Source organism: Bacillus sp. PK3-067, assembly GCF_056738645.1.
On sequence record NZ_CP096490.1, the window covers coordinates 1,197,190 to 1,212,449 of the forward strand.

The following is a 15,260-nucleotide window of genomic DNA, read 5'->3' on the forward strand; positions in this document are numbered from 1 at the left end:
GTAAAGTGCGTTACATTTGTAACGAATTAAGGTGGCACCACGGGAGTACCCGTCCTTTCTATAGGATGAGTACTCCCTTTTTGTGTATAAAAAATTAAATAAATGAAATCGTTTAAGTAAGAAGAGTACGTATGTTGGAGACGTTACAGAGAGCCGGGAATAGGTGGGAGCCCGGTACGGTGCCATATACGGAATGGGCTTACGAGAGGTATGCTGAACAATTATATTCAGTAGGCAACCCGGGTTCCGCCGTTACAAGGATAAGGTATAAATTTTGTACCTGAACAAAGCGGGATGCTTTTGCATCCAACACGAGGTGGTACCGCGGTATATTTATCGTCCTCTACATATTTTCGATATGTAGAGGACTTTTTTATTTTTCAGAGCGAGGTGAAGGACATGATGACGAAAGAAGAATTTATAAAACAAAAAAGAGAGAGAAAGACATTTTTAGTAATCGATGAAGAAGAAGGAGATAGCATTACGCCAATTTCTTTATATAGACGTATGAAAGGGAAGAAGAAATTCTTATTAGAAAGTTCACAGCTTCATCAAGATAAAGGGCGTTATTCTTACTTAGGATGTAATCCTTATGGAGAAGTGAAAAGCGTGGGTACGGAAGTGGAACGAACGATTTTCGGCCGGGCAGAAAAGTTACAAGGTAACGTACTACAAGTGTTAGAAGAAGTAATTGCACCATCACAAGTAGACAGTCCATTTCCATTTTGCGGAGGAGCAGTTGGTTATATTGGATATGATGTCATTCGGCAGTATGAAAACATTGGAGCGGATTTACACGACCCATTAAATATTCCGGAAGTACACCTCTTACTATATCGTGAGTTTATCGTTTACGATCATTTACGCCAAAAGTTGTCGTTTGTATATGTATGCAGGGAAGATGATTCAGCAGATTATGAGGAAGTATACGAAAGGCTACGAGTATACAAAGAGGAAGTGCTACAAGGAGAAGAAACTGAAGTAAATGCAATACAATCCACATTATCATTCACTTCTTCTATAACGGAAAAAGAGTTTTGTGGGATGGTAGAAATGGCGAAAGAACATATAAGAGCCGGAGACATATTCCAAGTCGTACTGTCACAGCGTTTACAAAGTGAATGTATTGGTGATCCATTCGCGTTATACCGAAAACTTCGAATTGCAAATCCATCACCATATATGTTCTATATCGATTTTCAAGATTATGTTGTACTCGGTTCTTCGCCGGAAAGTTTGCTATCAGTAAGGGAGGATAAAGTAATGACGAATCCAATTGCTGGTACAAGACCGAGAGGGAAAACGAAGAGGGAAGATGAGGAAATCGCAAAAGAACTGTTAGACAATGAGAAAGAGCGAGCAGAGCATATGATGCTTGTAGATCTTGGGCGAAACGATATTGGTAGAGTGAGCGAAATCGGCTCGGTTACGATAGATAAATATATGAAAGTAGAAAAATACTCTCACGTTATGCACATTGTATCTGAAGTTTACGGAACATTGCGAAAACAAATGAGCGGATTTGATGCATTAGCGTATTGCCTACCAGCAGGAACGGTTTCTGGGGCTCCGAAAATTAGAGCGATGGAAATTATAAATGAGCTAGAGAATGAAAAAAGAAATGTATACGCGGGTGCAGTTGGATACGTTAGTTTTTCAGGAAATCTTGATATGGCGCTCGCTATTCGAACGATGGTCGTAAAGGATGAAAAAGCATACGTTCAGGCAGGAGCGGGAATTGTTTATGATTCAGACCCAGTAGCTGAATATGAAGAAACGTTAAATAAAGCGAGAGCGCTTTTGGAGGTAATGAAATGATTGTACTTATCGATAATTACGATTCGTTCACATATAACTTGTACCAACTGTTAGGCGAACATGAAGAAGAAATTGTAGTTGTAAGAAATGATGAAATAACGATAGAACAGTTAGAAGAGATGAATCCCAGAGGAATTGTACTTTCACCAGGACCAGGAAAACCAGAGGGTGCTGGCATTTGTATCGACGTCATCCGTCATTTTTATAAGAACGTTCCCATATTAGGGATTTGTCTTGGCCACCAAGCGATCATAGCTGCATTTGGAGGAGACATTGTTAGAGCAGAACGTATTAGACACGGAAAAACATCGCGTGTGAAACATAACGGAACGTCAATCTTTTCATATGTGATGCAGCCGCTAACAGCAATGCGCTATCATTCTCTTGTTGCAGAGCAAACAAGCTTGCCAGAGTGTTTTGACATACTAGCGACAGCGATGGACGATGGAGAAATTATGGCAGTTCGTCACAATTATTATCCGCTCTTCGGATTACAGTTTCATCCGGAATCAATCGCAACAGAAGAAGGCGGAAAGTTAATACTTGCCTTTTTAACAGAAGTAAAAGGGGAGGAAAGAGTATGAATAACTATCTTCGTAAATTAGTGGAGGGTCAACATTTAACAGAAGAGGAAATGTATAAAGCAGGACTACTTTTATTAAGTGAAAACATATTAGAAAGTGAAATTGCAGCTTTCTTAGTCTTACTGAAAGCGAAAGGTGAAACGGCAGAAGAAATATACGGTCTCGTTCGAGCTCTTCGCGAAAAGGCATTGCCGTTTTCGAACCATATACAAGGAGCAATGGACAATTGCGGGACGGGTGGTGACGGTGCTCAAACGTTTAATATTAGCACAACATCAGCATTCGTACTGGCAGGAGCAGGTGTAAAGGTTGCAAAACATGGTAATCGTGCTGTTTCTAGTAAAACAGGAAGTGCAGACTTATTAGAAGAACTGGGTGTAAATATTAGTAGTACGCCAAACGAAATTGATTATTTACTAGAGCATGTGGGCATTGCATTTTTATTTGCACCAGCGATGCATCCAGCACTAAGGCGCATTATGAAAATAAGAAAAGAGTTAAACGTGCCGACGATCTTTAATTTAATTGGTCCTTTAACAAATCCGGTAAATTTAGAAACACAATTTGTAGGTATTTATAAACGAGATATGTTATTACCAGTTGCGCAAGTATTACAAAAGTTAGGCCGGAAACAAGCGCTTGTCGTAAATGGAAGTGGTTTTTTAGATGAAGCATCATTACAAGGGGAAAATCACGTAGTCCTTTTAAAAGATAATGAAATAGTGGAAATGAGTATTGATCCAGAAAAGTATGGTTTTTCAAGAGTGAAAAATGAAGAAATTAGAGGGGGGAATTCAAAAGAAAATGCAAAGATTACGCTTGAAGTATTGAGAGGAGAAAAGAGTGTTTATCGCGATACAGTTTTATTAAATGCAGGTCTAGCTCTTTTCGCAAATGGAAAAACGGAAACGATTGAAGAAGGAATTAAACTCGCGGCACATAGCATTGACTCTGGAAAAGCATTAGCCAAATTAAACTTATTAATTGTAGCAAGCAACGAAAAATTAGAAAGGGTGAACTAAAGTGGGGACGATTTTAGATAAAATTGTAGAACAGAAGAAAAAGGAAGTTGCGGAGTTATATGAAATATATACACCAGTAAAAACAAAAAGAAAGACACATTCACTTGTAGAAGCGTTACAGCAGTTTACTGTCATTGCAGAAGTAAAGCGAGCATCACCATCAAAAGGAGATATCAATTTACACGTTGACGTACGAAAACAAGTGGGAACATATGAGAAATGTGGTGCAGGAGCAGTATCTGTTTTAACAGATGGTCAATTTTTTAAAGGATCGTTTCACGATTTACAAACAGCAAGAGAAGAAAGTAACATTCCGCTTTTATGTAAAGATTTCATAATTGATAAGATTCAAATCGATAGAGCGTATGAAGCGGGAGCAGATATTATTTTACTAATTGTAGCAGCGTTAACGAAAGAGAAGTTAAAAGAGTTGTATAGCTACGTGTTAGAAAAAGGATTGGAAGCGATTGTTGAAGTTCATGATGAACAGGAATTAGAAACTGCGATTGTATTAAATCCGCACGTTATTGGCATTAATAATCGTAATTTAAAAACGTTCGAAGTAGATTTAAGCCAAACTGAAAAGCTTGGAAAAAGATTGAATGAGGAGAAACTACTTTGGATTAGTGAGAGTGGCATTCATTCAAAAGAAGATATTATCCGTGTTAAAAGAGCTGGAGCCAAAGGTGTATTAGTTGGAGAGGCGCTTATGACATCATCTTCTATTAGTAGTTTTTTTGAAGATTGTAAGGTGAATATATGAAAGTGAAAATTTGCGGCATCACTGATGTGGAAACAGCGAAAAGTGCGTGCGAATATGGCGCAGATGCACTCGGATTTGTTTTTGCAGAAAGTAAGCGGGAAATCACTCCAAAGAGAGCGGAAGAAATCATTCAGGAGCTTCCAGCCAACGTGTTAAAAATCGGTGTTTTCGTAAATGAATCAGTAGAAGTGATCCAGAAAATTGCAGATGAGTGCGGGTTAACACATGTACAACTACATGGGGATGAAGACAATTATCAAATTAGAAGATTGAATATTCCGTCTATAAAGTCACTAGGAGTAACTTCAGAGAGTGATATGAAAAACGCCCAAGGGTATGAAGCGGATTATATATTATTTGATAGCCCGAAAGAAAAGTTTCATGGAGGAAATGGAAAGACATTTTCATGGGAACTACTTAGAGATATGCCAAAAGAATTGCGAAAGAAAATGATATTAGCTGGTGGATTAAACGCTCTTAATATAGAAGAAGCAATTCGAACTGTTCGGCCATATATGGTCGATGTGAGCAGCGGAGTAGAGACAGAAGGAAAGAAAGATGTAGAGAAAATAAAACAATTTATTATAAAAGCGAAGGAGTGTTCCAAATGAACTACGCATATCCAGATGAAAAAGGACATTACGGTATATACGGAGGACGATACGTTCCAGAAACGTTAATGCAATCTGTACTAGAACTAGAAGAAGCATATAAAGAAGCGATGCAAGATGAAGCATTTCAAAAGGAATTAAATCATTATTTAAAAACGTACATCGGAAGAGAAACACCGCTATATTATGCTGAAAATATGACGAAGTATTGCGGTGGTGCAAAGATTTATTTAAAACGTGAAGATTTGAATCATACAGGAGCTCATAAAATTAACAATACAATCGGTCAGGCACTACTTGCAGTGCGAATGGGCAAGAAAAAAGTTGTCGCTGAAACAGGAGCTGGACAACACGGAGTTGCAACAGCTACTGTATGTGCTCTTCTCGGATTAGAATGCGTCATTTTTATGGGAGAAGAAGATGTAAGACGTCAAAAATTAAATGTGTTCCGAATGGAATTACTCGGAGCGAAAGTAGAAAGTGTAGCGGCAGGTAGTGGTACATTAAAAGATGCGGTAAACGAGGCGCTTCGTTACTGGGTTTCACATGTGCATGATACGCACTACATTATGGGATCTGTTCTCGGACCACATCCATTCCCGCAAATTGTACGTGATTTCCAAAGTGTAATTGGAAATGAAACGAAAAAACAATATGAGGCGTTAGAAGGAAAGTTACCAGAAGCAGTCGTTGCTTGTATTGGCGGTGGCAGTAATGCGATGGGAATGTTTTATCCGTTCGTACACGATGAAGAAGTTGCTCTTTACGGCGTAGAAGCAGCTGGAAAAGGCGTTCATACAGAAAAGCATGCAGCAACTTTAACGAAAGGAAGCGTTGGCGTTCTCCACGGATCAATGATGTATCTTCTGCAAAACGAAGAAGGACAAATTCAAGAAGCACACTCTATTTCAGCAGGACTTGATTATCCAGGTGTTGGTCCAGAACATAGCTTGCTAAAAGATATTGGCCGCGTTTCCTATCATTCGATAACAGACGAAGAAGCATTAGAAGCATTTCAATTATTAACGAAAAAAGAAGGCATTATCCCGGCGTTAGAAAGCTCGCATGCTGTCGCATACGCATTAAAATTAGCGCCGCAAATGAAGAAAGATGAAGGGCTTGTCATTTGTTTATCTGGCCGCGGTGATAAAGATGTAGAGAGTATAAAACGTTATATGGAAGAGGTGTAAAAAATGGGAGTAGAAAAAATTAAAGCAGCGTTTGAAAATGGCAAGAAAGCATTTATTCCGTACGTAATGGGCGGAGATGGTGGCCTTGAAAAATTAAAAGAAAGAATTCGTTTTCTTGATGAAGCAGGAGCAAGCATCGTTGAAATTGGTATTCCGTTTTCAGATCCAGTTGCAGATGGCCCAACGATTCAAAGAGCAGGGAAACGAGCGCTAGATAGCGGCGTAACATTAAAAGGCATTTTTCAAGCGTTAGCAGAGGTAAGGAAAGAAGTACAAATACCTTTTGTTCTTATGACATATTTAAATCCGGTACTTGCATTCGGAAAAGAGAGATTCATTGAGAACTGTATAGAAGCAGGTGTAGACGGCATCATCGTTCCAGACTTACCGTATGAAGAACAAAATATTATTGCGCCGTTACTTCGAGAGGTAAACATTGCGCTCATCCCACTGGTTACCGTAACGAGTCCTATTGAAAGAATTGAAAAAATTACGAGTGAATCAGAAGGGTTCGTTTATGCTGTTACAGTAGCGGGCGTAACGGGAGTACGTCAAAACTTTAAAGAGGAGATTCATAGTTACTTAGAAAAAGTAAAATCACACGTCAACTTACCAGTAGTCGCTGGATTCGGCATCTCAACAAAAGAACATGTAGAAGAAATGGTTACAATATGCGACGGAGTTGTCGTTGGAAGTAAGGTCATTGAGCTTTTAGAAAATGAAAAGCGAGAAGAAATATGTGAATTAATATATGCAACAAAACAAAAAGAAGAGGCATAGTCTCTTCTTTTTGTTTTGCGTAATAAGTGTTAAAATATACAGAAAATACATATAATTCAGAGGGGGAGAAGGCATGCTAAGACGTAAATTACTATATCTATTTTTAACTGTACCGCTATACGCTTGGCTCATTAGCATGACGAAAATAGAGTTAATGGCTCTATTTTTAGGGTATGTATTCATCTTTTCCAACTTAAATCGCATTCAAGAACAGTCTATTTTAGAAATATGTCTATTTTCGATTAGTATAGAATTATTTAGTATCGTTTCGATTGTATTATTAAACGAATTATTTCTACGGATTCATTCATTTACATTAATGAAATTTTGGAATATTATATTGCAAGCAATATGTACTTACATTGTGTTTGTTGTGTTGAAAGAAATAGTCGGAAAGCAGACAGTTTTTCAGGATAATAGAAAATGGGAGTGAATGAAAAGGAGCCGTTTGGTTCCTTTTTTGAATCTGTTTTAAAAACAATTGAAAATTATAGCATCTGTTATATAATAGTTAAAAATTGTATTTTAAACGAAATGAGATGATAACATGGCCATATTGTTGGCACTTATCCCAATTATGATGATTTTCATTTGTTTATTTTTATTTAAACAAACGTCATTAAGGTCCTCGTTAATTTCTTATGCTGTGTCTGTTGGAATCGTTTTACTCTCGCCAACGTTTCAATTAGGGATAAGTGAAACTGTACACGCAACGATTAAAGGATGGTTAATTTGTTTTATTGTCGGGTACGTTTTATTTTTCGGTATTTTTTTATTTCACCTCATGAACAAAATGGGGTACATCGATCAAGTAGCATGTTTTCTAGAAGAAGTTACTCAGGATCGCTTATTACAAATGCTGCTTATGTGTTTTGGCATTTGCCCGCTTATTGAATCAGTAAGTGGATTCGGTATCGGCTTCATGGTTGCAGCACCTATTTTTCTTTCACTAGGATATAAACCATTTCAAGCTGTACTACTCTCATTCATCGGCTTACTAGCTAGTTCATGGGGCGCAATGGCAACTGGTACGATTATCGGTTCGCAGCTAATAAATATGCCTCTTACAACACTTGGCACAAATACAGCGCTATTAAGTATTCCGATGTTTGCTTACTTCGTTATTCTTTCTTTACACGTTGTTGGCGGCTGGCAAGCGGTTATAGAAAAGTGGAAAGAAGGAGTAGGATTCTTTCTATTATTTTCTCTCGGAATCTATCTTTCTAATGCATACGTAAGTGTTGAACTAGCCGGGATATTAAGTTCTATCGTTACGATTACCTTTGGCTTTCTTATCATTAAATTAAAAGGAAAAAGTGGGCAAAATCTTATAACAGAGCATGCGGCTGCAACGGAGAGAGAAGTATCCATTATAAAAATTATTAGCCCTTATATATTTCTAACAGTTTGTATTTTACTTTCTCGCCTCGTTCCAGCATTACATGATTTGTTCAGATCATATGCGGTTCTTGATTTGAAATCATACTCTTACAAACTAGAGTTACTATATTCACCAGGATTTTGGCTCGGTATGACTTGCTTATTTACTATTATTTTCTTCCGCATCCCGTCTAATATTATTAAACAATCACTCTCACAAACGATCAAACAATGGATTCCTTTTGCGATTACGACGACAATGTTTATCGCCATTTCAGAACTAATGGGTGCATCAGGCATGCATTCATTACTCGCAAAGACAGCTGGTGATACATTTGGAACATTTTTCGTTTTCGTTGCGCCGTTTATTGGCGCTATTGGTGGATTTTTAACAGGTAGTAACGCAGGATCAAATGCAATGTTTATAAAACTACAAATGCAAACCGCACAAAACGTAGCACTCCCGTGGCAATATGTCACAACACTTCAAAACACCGCATCATCAGTAGCGACAATCGCTTGTCCATCACGGATTACACTAGGTGCTTACTTATGTAATATCCCTTACCGTGAAAATGAACTATTAAAGAAGACGACGTTAATGATTTTTGGTGCGGTTTTGCTTGTAGTGGTAGAGGTTATTGTTTGGTATATGTTGAGAAATTAAAAATCCTCCTAACATAGGAGGATTTTTTTTATGAATGGATAATGATTTAAATATGAATAGCTTCTACTCAATGAATAGGAGATGAAATGTATGCCCCTAAAAAACTACGGTGTATTAAAAGGTACAGTTATACAATCAAAGATGGGAAAAGGGAAAACTCCTCATTATCAAGTTCATTTACAAGATGAAGCAGAAGTAGATTATCGCATTGCAATTAACGTAAAGTCGCAAAGTTATCCGTCAGAAGTTTTATATTTTGCGAGCGACAATATTCGGTCAGAGGCGATTCATATTTTACCGACATTACCATTCGGTTTTACAGAAATAAAAAACAATGAACCGAAAGTAGCTTTAGATTATATAAGAGGAAATCTATTTGACTCAAATCAAATGATTCCTTTACCTCCCGAAAAAGCAGGAGCAGATAATGATTTAAATGAAAAAATAGAACGTTATATAAAACGAGCGATAGAAGAAAAAGCAATTATTTACGCATTTGGCGAAAGATGGGGACCAGAAGAAAATACACCAGATTCCTATTTTCATTTCAAACCAGGAAACGGTATACATGATATTCACATGAATCAAGGAAATGTAGAGAAATGGAAAGCTGATAATGGCATATGGCAAGACGGAGGAATACTCATTCACTTCGAGAAGGAAGAAGAATGGATTGGTATCTTTCTGGCATTCCAATCACAGTCATGGTGTACCGATGAAGAAGGGCATGCTCGTGTGCCTGTTGAGCATTGTGATTATAAGGGGAATAATTAACAAGAAGAGGGCGTTCAAAAAGAACGCCCTCTTCTTATTTTATAAAACGAAAAACTAACGAGTGTAGAAAGACAAGAGAACAGCAGTGCCACACTAGAAAACGCAATGAGATACATATTATATTTCATAACCTGTCCAATTAGCTGATTACTGTCGTATTGAAACAGTCCTGCTATTATGTTGAATAAAAATAAAACGATAAACATGACGATAACCCCGTCTATTGATCCTTTAATGTCTGGTTTACTTAAAGCGATATGTGCGGAAATGCAAATGGCGATAAATAAAAATAACCAAAAGGAAGGATTCAATAAATTACCGATTGTAAATAAGCTTTTCAATAATACAAACGTCGACAAGAGCATGTTTTGGATCATTTCTATATTAATAGAAGTAGAAGCAATCGTTTTTTCGAGAGTTGTATTAAATAAAAAATATGATTCTGGTACGAAATAGCGCATTAAAAGGATTAGTGCAGTAATACCAGAAATAATAGGCCCAATGCCGATGAAGAAATTCCCAATCCGTTGATACACACTTTTTTGATTGTATTGATGTTGTACGTAACCTAAAGCCCCTTGACTTGTATCTGTCGGGAAGAACTGCGTTGCTACAATCTTATGACGGAACAGCACGCACATAATGGCATGTCCAAGTTCGTGAATAGGAACACCAATCCAAGCCGTTAATAGGAATCCTTTTCTTCCGAAAGCTCTCGACCAATACATCCGTGTGAGAGATTCTAAATAGCCTAATAGAAATCCAATTACAATGATAACGCCAATTAAAGATAATAATTGGATTACGCTTGTAAGGAGTATTTGAAAAATTGAGTTTACCAATTCCATTGCCAGTCATCCAATCTGTTAAAAATATTATTTATTCTGTTTCATAATAGCATTTTTTTTCAAGATTACTAGCACATATATTTTCTTTCGGAAGAAGGATTTCAGAATCTTTTTCTTGTAGTCATGTTTTATGTCCAAAGTCATATATTGAACTTGTAACACCCTATAAGGTATATGCTTAAGGAGGGATAAGAGAATGAAATGTCCGTCATGTCATACAGAAAATGCAGCGGAGGCAAAGTTTTGCGGGAATTGTGGACATTCGTTAACGGAAGAAGTAGTGGCAAGTAGTGGCCAAGAAGAAGGGCCGGAACAAGTACGTGCGGCACAAGCAAAGGAAGCTCGGCCAAATGAAACGGTAGAGCAAGCGAAGCGGTTCGCGAGCGGCTATTTTCAATTTTTTAAACATGCATTACAAGCACCCACAGCGATTATGAAAAGCGGCGCTATTGAAGTGCGAAATGGAATTGTAAGTCTTGTTCTTATTTGTTTTTTAGGAGCATGTATTTTTTATAGAATGATGAGTGCAGCATCAGCAGTTACGAGAACATTTGCACCAGATATATCTACTCCCACGTTTTTTGGAGAATCTATAACGGTCTTTTTCTTTTTATTAATTTTAACTTTATTTGTCGGATTTATTATTTTTGTAAGTGGTAAGATGATGAAATCGTCTTTTTCGTTTCTTGAAGTATTTGGTATATGGGGAACGATAGCGACGCCGACTATTGTCATATTAGTCCTTTCTTTTCTTTTTAGTTTCTTATTAATCTTTTTCTTACCTATATTATTATCCGTAGCTGCAACTTATATAGGGATTAGTATAACTGTAGCCGTATTAAAGCTAGACAATGGCGGATTAGATCTCGTTTACACACTTATTATTGCAAATGTTTTAATGGGAATTGCAACGTTCATTGTACTTTGGTCTTACATTAGTACGATAATTCAAGCCTTAACAAAGGGAATAACTGGCTTCTAATGAAAAGGTGGTTGACTGAATGAATGTATGTCCAAAGTGCGGAGCTCAGTTTGAAGATGGTGTGCAATTTTGTCAAAACTGCGGGTCGAAGAGGGGACGTCCTGTAGTAAAGAAGAACATGAGCGGCGGTACAAAAGTTGGCATTACACTGTTAGCACTATTTGTTATAGTGATTATTGGCTTGTATTTGTACGGAGCATCGTATTATACGCAGGTGGCACAAGTAGACCGGATGATTACGATTTTACAAGAGAGGGATGGAGAGAAATTAGCTGAGATCGTTACGGCAGATGATCCATCGGTTATGATAACGAGAGAGAGTTTAACGCCTCTATTTTCATATATAAAAGAAAATCCATCTTACGTAAATGAATTAAAAGGATATTTGAGACAAGGTGAAAAACAACGGGACGGAATAGAAAGAGTTGATTTTTCATTAACGAAAGACGGAAAGTATTTCTTTATATTTGATCGATATAAATTGAAAGCGAAGACGTACTATACAACTTTGCTTACAAATGAAAAAGGCGTATCGTTAAAAATGAATGGAAAAGAAATTGATAAGACAGATGACAAAAAGTTTGAGAAGCAATATGGGCCATTTCTTCCGGGAAATCAAGTGTTTCAATCAGATTATAAAAATGACTATGTAAAATTATCTCGTGAGGAAAAGGTTGTACTTATGAAACAAAGCCAATATAACGTAACGATAGATTTAACGTTGCAAGGTCAATATATTACAGTTCAAACGAACGCGCCTGGTGCAACATTGTACGTAAATCAAAAACCGGTTACAGCGCTGGCAGGAGAAGAAATTACATGGGGGCCTGTAGCGACTGATGGAAGTGCGACGATTTATTTAGAACGAAATGGAGAAAGCGGACGAGAAACGACACAAGTAGAGACGATAACGACACTTTCGTCTTATAATCTTCCATTCCAAAAGAAAAGTACAGAAAAAACAGTTGTTTATAATGTTACTCCAACGCCCGCGACTGGGCATGTATATAATGGTTTCATCTTTCCTGATAGTGATATTCGAAAATTAACGAGTGCAGATTTAACATATTTATCGAAAGAGCAGTTGAAAATTGCTAGAAATGAAATATATGCAAGGCATGGACATATTTTTCAAACGAAAGATATGCAAGCGTATTTTGCAAAACAGTCTTGGTATAGAGAAAATCCTTATTTTAAAGGAACGTTAACAGATATTGAAACTTATAATATTGAACTAATCAAATCAAGAGAATAGGCACTTGAAAAAGGTACAGTGTATATTGCTGTACCTTTTCTATTGTTATTTAGCTGGACCAGGATCCCTTGAGAAAAAGATATGAAAGAGAAATGTGACTTTACTTGATCCTCCTGATGTACTAGCTTGTATATGTGATAAAGGACCAGACGTTAGAGCAGCCTCGGAATGGGGTGGTACGACTATTTTGAGCGCATGATCTGATTCTGGTGAAGCAGTAACAGTAATTGTATCATCAGAGAAGTTTATAATTTTAACAGAACCGACTGGAAAGATGGACTTGCCAGCATGTGATGCTGAAGCGAATTGGGTAGCTTTCCAAATATCTTGCGCAAACGTATCATCGTTAGATAACCAAGCACGAGCGCTATATATTGTTGCATTAATGGAAAATTCTTGGTCAAGTGAGACGGCGGGTTTCGGTTCTTTTGGTTCTTGCGGTTCATCTGGAAGCTGGGCGAGAAGGCCGGCGCACATATATTTCACCTACTTTCAATAGTAACTGTTATAGCATATTAAACATGTTGTTTATAAGACACGACAGTTACCTATTCATACATAAGTTTGTGCACCAAATTTGAAGATAAAATTCTCTTTCTTTACAATGGAGGTAGGTGTTATTTTTATAAAATATGGAAAACGTAAAGAGTATGTAAAAAAGAAGGAGTGGTAAAGTGAACTATGTCATTATTGGCGGAGATGCAGCTGGTATGAGTGCAGCTATGCAAATTGTTAGAAACGATGAAAATGCAAATGTTGTGACGCTAGAAAAAGGTGAAATTTATTCGTACGCACAGTGTGGGTTACCGTATGTCATTAGTGGTGCTATCGCTTCAACGGAAAAGTTAATCGCGCGTAATGTAAAGACGTTTCGTGATAAATACGGAATTGATGCGAAAGTACGACATGAAGTAACGAAAGTAGATACGGAAAAGAAAATGGTATACGCAGAGCATACGAAGACGAAGGATGTCTTTGAATTTCCATATGATCGATTATTAATTGCGACTGGAGTGCGTCCTGTTATGCCAGAATGGGAAGGACGGGAATTACAAGGCGTTCATCTTTTAAAAACAATTCCTGATGCTGAGCGCATATTAAAAACGCTAGAAACGAATAAAGTTGAAGATGTAACGATTATTGGCGGTGGCGCAATCGGACTGGAGATGGCAGAAACATTCGTCGAACTTGGTAAGAAAGTAAGAATGATTGAGCGAAATGATCATATCGGTACGATTTATGATGCAGATATGGCAGAGTACATACATAAAGAAGCAGATAAGCATCATATTGAAATTTTAACGAATGAAAATGTAAAAGCGTTTAAAGGGAATGAACGAGTAGAAGCAATTGAAACGGATAAAGGTACGTATAAAGCAGATCTTGTTTTAGTGTCGGTAGGAGTGAAGCCAAATACTGATTTTCTTGAAGGGACAAATATACGTAAGAATCATAAAGGGGCAATTGAAGTAAATGCATATATGCAAACGAATGTGCAAGACGTATATGCAGCTGGTGATTGCGCAACACATTACCACGTTATAAAGGAAATTCATGATCATATCCCGCTCGGAACGACTGCCAATAAACAAGGCCGACTTGCTGGACTGAATATGCTTGATAAACGAAGAGCATTTAAAGGTACGTTAGGTACAGGCATTATTAAATTTATGGATTTGACGCTTGCAAGAACAGGATTAAATGAAAAAGAAGCGAAAGGGCTACACATCCCGTATAAAACAGTCAAAGTAGATTCGACTAATATGGCGGGCTATTATCCAAATGCGAAACCACTTTACTTGAAATTACTATACCGTTCCGACACGAAACAATTATTAGGCGGACAAGTAATTGGAGAAGAAGGTGTAGATAAACGGATTGATGTAATCGCAATGGCACTCTTCAATAAAATGAGCATTCACGATTTAGAAGATGTCGACTTAAGTTATGCCCCACCATATAACAGCGTTTGGGATCCAATTCAGCAAGCGGCAAGGAGAGCGGAATAGCACTTTTTAAAGTGCTATTTTTTTTACAATGAGGGAGTAAATAAAGTTTCACTTTATTTTGAATATACCGTTTCCCCTTGAAAACATATTACGTATCGCTTATATTTTCATATAGTATTTATTTTTTAAACGAAGCAATGAACGAACCAGGGGGCGCAGTATGGCAATTAACATGAAAACAATCGAAGAATGGATTGCTGAATCAAATGCAAGACATGAAGAAGACTTTGGACACGTTGTGGAAGAAATGAAAGAAGTATGTGTCGGACTTGATAACGCGACATTAATTTATACGAAAAATGTATTTTGTTTCGGTAAAAAAGTAGAAGTATTTTTCTTCTTCCAAGACCATGTCGTGATTGGACAAGAAAAAGACGAATATGTTGAGATTGAAAAATTAAAGTATGATGCCATTACAAATAGTAACTTAAAAACAAATGACAAAAATACTACGTTAGAATTAAAGTTTGCTAACGGACAATCTATCAATTTAGATAGTTTAAATGATAACTACGGTACGAAAAATTGGTTATTTGCTAGACAAATTAAGAGTATTTTTAAGTTAATCTAGTAAAAA

At 37.2% G+C, this 15,260-nt stretch carries 16 protein-coding genes and 2 other annotated features (1 of these 18 running past the window's edge); of the genes, 14 read left to right on the forward strand and 2 right to left on the reverse strand.

The window, feature by feature from the left end; genetic code table 11:
- Positions 1-60, forward strand: a binding site (T-box leader); it begins 178 nt to the left of the window's first position.
- A gap of 42 nt (positions 61-102) precedes the next feature.
- Positions 103-347 (forward strand) — a binding site (T-box leader).
- Positions 348-399: 52 nt separating this feature from the next.
- The 10 genes from trpE to M1D73_RS06270 all read left to right on the forward strand — a co-directional run bounded on the left by trpE (position 400) and on the right by M1D73_RS06270 (position 9,589).
- A complete protein-coding gene (gene trpE / locus M1D73_RS06225) occupies positions 400-1,818 on the forward strand; it encodes an anthranilate synthase component I (protein ID WP_121868125.1) in 1,419 nt (472 codons plus the stop codon).
- Positions 1,815-2,402, forward strand: coding sequence for an aminodeoxychorismate/anthranilate synthase component II (locus tag M1D73_RS06230; RefSeq protein WP_060852302.1), 588 nt, complete (start codon positions 1,815-1,817; stop codon positions 2,400-2,402). The genes trpE and M1D73_RS06230 overlap by 4 nt, the downstream gene beginning before the upstream one ends.
- Positions 2,399-3,424 (forward strand): anthranilate phosphoribosyltransferase, encoded by a 1,026-nt coding sequence (gene trpD, locus M1D73_RS06235; RefSeq protein WP_060852301.1) that lies wholly within the window; start codon positions 2,399-2,401, stop codon positions 3,422-3,424. Before M1D73_RS06230 ends, trpD begins: the two co-directional genes overlap by 4 nt.
- A gap of 1 nt (position 3,425) precedes the next feature.
- Positions 3,426-4,187 carry an indole-3-glycerol phosphate synthase TrpC gene (gene trpC / locus M1D73_RS06240; protein ID WP_000536699.1) on the forward strand — a complete coding sequence of 254 codons (762 nt, stop codon included), beginning with the start codon at positions 3,426-3,428 and terminating at the stop codon, positions 4,185-4,187.
- On the forward strand, positions 4,184-4,798 hold the full coding sequence (locus tag M1D73_RS06245; RefSeq protein ID WP_000865141.1) for a phosphoribosylanthranilate isomerase: 615 nt from the start codon (positions 4,184-4,186) through the stop codon (positions 4,796-4,798). The genes trpC and M1D73_RS06245 overlap by 4 nt, the downstream gene beginning before the upstream one ends.
- A complete protein-coding gene (trpB, locus tag M1D73_RS06250; protein ID WP_001105014.1) occupies positions 4,795-5,988 on the forward strand; it encodes a tryptophan synthase subunit beta in 1,194 nt (397 codons plus the stop codon). Before M1D73_RS06245 ends, trpB begins: the two co-directional genes overlap by 4 nt.
- Positions 5,989-5,991: 3 nt before the next feature.
- Positions 5,992-6,768: a tryptophan synthase subunit alpha gene (gene trpA, locus M1D73_RS06255; RefSeq protein ID WP_000537823.1), complete on the forward strand. Its 777-nt coding sequence runs from the start codon at positions 5,992-5,994 to the stop codon at positions 6,766-6,768.
- A gap of 73 nt (positions 6,769-6,841) precedes the next feature.
- Positions 6,842-7,201 (forward strand): DUF4029 domain-containing protein, encoded by a 360-nt coding sequence (locus M1D73_RS06260; protein ID WP_000946131.1) that lies wholly within the window; start codon positions 6,842-6,844, stop codon positions 7,199-7,201.
- A gap of 114 nt (positions 7,202-7,315) precedes the next feature.
- Positions 7,316-8,815 carry an L-lactate permease gene (locus M1D73_RS06265; RefSeq protein ID WP_000996251.1) on the forward strand — a complete coding sequence of 500 codons (1,500 nt, stop codon included), beginning with the start codon at positions 7,316-7,318 and terminating at the stop codon, positions 8,813-8,815.
- Between the two features lie 90 nt (positions 8,816-8,905).
- A complete protein-coding gene (locus tag M1D73_RS06270; protein WP_100654929.1) occupies positions 8,906-9,589 on the forward strand; it encodes a DUF2278 family protein in 684 nt (227 codons plus the stop codon).
- Between the two features lie 14 nt (positions 9,590-9,603).
- On the opposite strand, the gene M1D73_RS06275 is transcribed toward M1D73_RS06270, so the two are convergent.
- The gene (locus tag M1D73_RS06275) at positions 9,604-10,437 is read right to left on the reverse strand and encodes a hypothetical protein (RefSeq protein WP_048538162.1); all 834 of its coding nucleotides are present in this window, start codon (positions 10,435-10,437) and stop codon (positions 9,604-9,606) included.
- Between the two features lie 196 nt (positions 10,438-10,633).
- Between M1D73_RS06275 and M1D73_RS06280 the strand changes: the two genes are divergently transcribed.
- The gene (locus M1D73_RS06280; RefSeq protein ID WP_050279596.1) at positions 10,634-11,419 is read left to right on the forward strand and encodes a zinc ribbon domain-containing protein; all 786 of its coding nucleotides are present in this window, start codon (positions 10,634-10,636) and stop codon (positions 11,417-11,419) included.
- Between the two features lie 19 nt (positions 11,420-11,438).
- Positions 11,439-12,674, forward strand: coding sequence for a TcaA 3rd/4th domain-containing protein (locus tag M1D73_RS06285; RefSeq protein WP_063220253.1), 1,236 nt, complete (start codon positions 11,439-11,441; stop codon positions 12,672-12,674).
- 45 nt (positions 12,675-12,719) lie between these two features.
- Here M1D73_RS06285 and M1D73_RS06290 read toward each other — a convergent pair whose 3' ends face one another.
- Entirely contained in the window at positions 12,720-13,151 is a 432-nt protein-coding gene (locus tag M1D73_RS06290; RefSeq protein ID WP_000332407.1) for a hypothetical protein, read from the reverse strand.
- Between the two features lie 197 nt (positions 13,152-13,348).
- Between M1D73_RS06290 and M1D73_RS06295 the strand changes: the two genes are divergently transcribed.
- Positions 13,349-14,683 (forward strand): CoA-disulfide reductase, encoded by a 1,335-nt coding sequence (locus M1D73_RS06295; RefSeq protein WP_001110222.1) that lies wholly within the window; start codon positions 13,349-13,351, stop codon positions 14,681-14,683.
- Positions 14,684-14,843: 160 nt separating this feature from the next.
- Positions 14,844-15,254 (forward strand): DUF3908 family protein, encoded by a 411-nt coding sequence (locus M1D73_RS06300; protein ID WP_000996782.1) that lies wholly within the window; start codon positions 14,844-14,846, stop codon positions 15,252-15,254.
- The last annotated feature ends 6 nt before the right edge of the window (positions 15,255-15,260 follow it).

Coding starts and splice junctions, on each gene's coding strand:
- trpE (WP_121868125.1), top strand. CDS start 400: ATGATGACGAAAGAAGAATTTATAAAACAAAAAAGAGAGAGAAAGACA.
- M1D73_RS06230 (WP_060852302.1), top strand. CDS start 1,815: ATGATTGTACTTATCGATAATTACGATTCGTTCACATATAACTTGTAC.
- trpD (WP_060852301.1), top strand. CDS start 2,399: ATGAATAACTATCTTCGTAAATTAGTGGAGGGTCAACATTTAACAGAA.
- M1D73_RS06245 (WP_000865141.1), top strand. CDS start 4,184: ATGAAAGTGAAAATTTGCGGCATCACTGATGTGGAAACAGCGAAAAGT.
- trpB (WP_001105014.1), top strand. CDS start 4,795: ATGAACTACGCATATCCAGATGAAAAAGGACATTACGGTATATACGGA.
- trpA (WP_000537823.1), top strand. CDS start 5,992: ATGGGAGTAGAAAAAATTAAAGCAGCGTTTGAAAATGGCAAGAAAGCA.
- M1D73_RS06260 (WP_000946131.1), top strand. CDS start 6,842: ATGCTAAGACGTAAATTACTATATCTATTTTTAACTGTACCGCTATAC.
- M1D73_RS06265 (WP_000996251.1), top strand. CDS start 7,316: ATGGCCATATTGTTGGCACTTATCCCAATTATGATGATTTTCATTTGT.
- M1D73_RS06270 (WP_100654929.1), top strand. CDS start 8,906: ATGCCCCTAAAAAACTACGGTGTATTAAAAGGTACAGTTATACAATCA.
- M1D73_RS06275 (WP_048538162.1), bottom strand. CDS start 10,437: ATGGAATTGGTAAACTCAATTTTTCAAATACTCCTTACAAGCGTAATC.
- M1D73_RS06280 (WP_050279596.1), top strand. CDS start 10,634: ATGAAATGTCCGTCATGTCATACAGAAAATGCAGCGGAGGCAAAGTTT.
- M1D73_RS06285 (WP_063220253.1), top strand. CDS start 11,439: ATGAATGTATGTCCAAAGTGCGGAGCTCAGTTTGAAGATGGTGTGCAA.
- M1D73_RS06290 (WP_000332407.1), bottom strand. CDS start 13,151: ATGTGCGCCGGCCTTCTCGCCCAGCTTCCAGATGAACCGCAAGAACCA.
- M1D73_RS06300 (WP_000996782.1), top strand. CDS start 14,844: ATGGCAATTAACATGAAAACAATCGAAGAATGGATTGCTGAATCAAAT.